Genomic DNA, 2,393 nt, shown 5'->3' on the forward strand with positions numbered 1-2,393 from the left:
TGCTCCTCCGCTTGCGGATTGGCCCGCCACAACTGCCAGGCCAGATACAGCAGGTACGCCGCGCCAATGATCTTGATCGCATGGAACAGCCATTCCGACGTCTGCAACACCACCGACAGACCGGCGCCGGCCAGCGCGATCATCCCGGCAAACGCCAGAATACGCCCGATGCCCGCCGTGCAGGCGCGGCGAAAACCGTAGCGGGTAGCGTTGCTCACCGACAGCAGGTTATTCGGGCCGGGGGCCATGTTCAGGGCAAAGCAGGCCGGGAGAAACAGGGTGAGGGTGGCGAGATCCATGACGGCACTCCAGAAACGAGAAGGCCATTTTTATCACAGCCCACGCGCCGCCAGACCCATACAGTCAGGCCCGGCTGTCGCGGTACAGCGCCCGGCCGTGCAGGACAACCCCGTCGAACTTTTTGCGGACAGCGCAACTCTGAAACAGTCAGAGGGCGATGGTTTCGTCAGAAAAAGTTATCCGCACGGTCAGAAACAGCGATTGCCGTGTAACATTTGCCCCCTGTTTCTGCTCCCTGTTTCAAACATCCCGCACGGCCCCAGGCGGCCCCACCAAGAGCGATCTACATGCAAGCAAAGGCCCGTGAAGTTTATGTGCCACCGGTGCTGCAAGATCTGCGGGCCGGCACTGCCGAACTGCACATCGCACTGGAAAAACGCCTTCCATTTTTCTCCGATACTCTCGATACCCCAGCATTTGTGCAGTTGATGCAGGCTTATTACGGCTTCTATCTACCGCTGGAACACGCGCTGCTGAGCAGCGGTGCAATTCCCACTGATTTTGATCTGACGCCACGACTCAAGGCGCCAACATTGCGCGCCGACCTGCATGCCCTGGGCGTGAGCAGCGAGGCGCTGGCACGTCTGCCACAGTGTGAAGACTTGCCCCTGATCAATTCCGCGGCTTGCTGCCTCGGCATACTGTATGTGCTCGAAGGTGCGACGCTGGGCGGGCAGATCCTGCGCCGGGAAATCGCCAGCCGACTCGGCCTGGAAGCCGACAATGGCGCGGCGTTTCTCGATATCTATGGCGCCGCCACTGGCCGCCGCTGGCGCGATTTCATTGAATACCTGAGCCGTCGACCGATGGATGCGGACGAGCGCAAGGCCGTGGTTGCGGCCGCACACACCACATTCAGCTGTTTCGAGCGCTGGCTCGAACGCCGGGAGGTACTGGCATGACCCCGCAAGACCAACAAGCCTTTGAAGAACTGCTGGCCAACTGTGCCGACGAGCCGATTCGCTTCCCCGGCGCGATCCAGCCCCACGGTTTGCTGCTGACCCTGAACGAACCTGCGCTGGAGATCGTTCAGGTCAGCGCCAACGTTGCAACCCTGCTGGACCGTGAGCCGCTCGGCCTGATCGGCCAGCCACTGGCGCAACTGATCGGCGACGCCGAGGCCGCGCAAGTGCGCGAAGCCTTGCTGCAGCCGGCGTTGTCCGACACGCCGCCGCTGCACTTTCGCCTCAATGGCACGGCGTTCGATGGCTTGCTGCACCGGCATCAGGGTGTGCTGATCCTGGAGCTGGAAATCCACGTCGAAAACTTCCAGCCACGCAATGTCGCCGGCAACCAGACCCATCTGGGGCGCATGCTCCAGCGTCTGCACGCGGCCACGTCGTTGCAGGCGCTGTACGACATCAGCGTCAAGGAAATCCAGGCCATGACCGGTTACGACCGGGTGCTGATTTACCGCTTCGAAGAGGAAGGGCACGGCCAGGTGATCGCCGAAGCGTCCGACCCGTCGATGGAAGTGTTCAATGGTCTGTTCTTCCCGGCCTCGGACATTCCCGAGCAGGCCCGCGAGTTGTATCGGACCAATTGGCTGCGGATCATCCCCAATGCCGATTACCAACCGGTGCCGTTGCTGCCGAAGCTGCGCCCGGACACCGACACGCCGCTGGATTTGAGTTTTGCCACCCTGCGCAGCGTGTCGCCGATCCATTGCCAGTACATGAAAAACATGGGCGTGCTGTCGTCGATGAGTATTTCGCTGCTCAAGGGCGACAAGCTCTGGGGCCTGATCAGTTGCGGCAACCGTCAGCCGCTGCATGTGCCGCATGAACTGCGCGCGGCGTGCCAGACCATCGGCCAGGTGCTGTCGCTGCAGATCAGCGCGATGGAAGCGCTGGAGATCAGCCGTCAGCGTGAAGCAAAAGTCGAGGCGCTGGCCTTGCTCAATCAGGCGATGATCGATTCGCCACAAAACGTTTTCGATGGCCTGGCCAACCAGCCGCAAGTGCTCATGGCGCTGAACAATGCCGGCGGTATCGCGATCATTGAAGACAATCAATTGCACCGTTACGGCAATTGCCCGGAGCCTGCGCAGATCCGCGCCCTGCACAAATGGCTGCAGGACAGCGGCGAGCCGG

General features: G+C 61.5%; 3 protein-coding genes. 2 read left to right on the forward strand and 1 reads right to left on the reverse strand.

The window, feature by feature from the left end; genetic code table 11:
- Positions 1-299 (reverse strand): LysE family translocator (locus PMI37_RS00005; RefSeq protein WP_008076771.1); only part of this gene is annotated, 299 nt, incomplete at its 3' end.
- A 288-nt stretch (positions 300-587) separates the two neighbouring features.
- Between PMI37_RS00005 and PMI37_RS00010 the strand changes: the two genes are divergently transcribed.
- Both PMI37_RS00010 and PMI37_RS00015 read left to right on the forward strand, forming a co-directional pair.
- Complete coding sequence (locus PMI37_RS00010; RefSeq protein WP_008076772.1) at positions 588-1,202, forward strand: biliverdin-producing heme oxygenase; 615 nt, start codon at positions 588-590, stop codon at positions 1,200-1,202.
- Positions 1,199-2,393, forward strand: a 1,195-nt coding sequence (locus PMI37_RS00015; protein ID WP_008076773.1) for a GAF domain-containing protein, incomplete at its 3' end; no start/stop codon positions are given. The genes PMI37_RS00010 and PMI37_RS00015, both read left to right, overlap by 4 nt.

The organism is Pseudomonas sp. GM80, assembly GCF_000282515.1.
Classification (GTDB): Bacteria; Pseudomonadota; Gammaproteobacteria; order Pseudomonadales; family Pseudomonadaceae; genus Aquipseudomonas.

What these genes read in the sequence shown, in the direction of transcription:
- PMI37_RS00010 (WP_008076772.1), top strand. Translation starts at nt 588, where the DNA reads ATGCAAGCAAAGGCCCGTGAAGTTTATGTGCCACCGGTGCTGCAAGAT.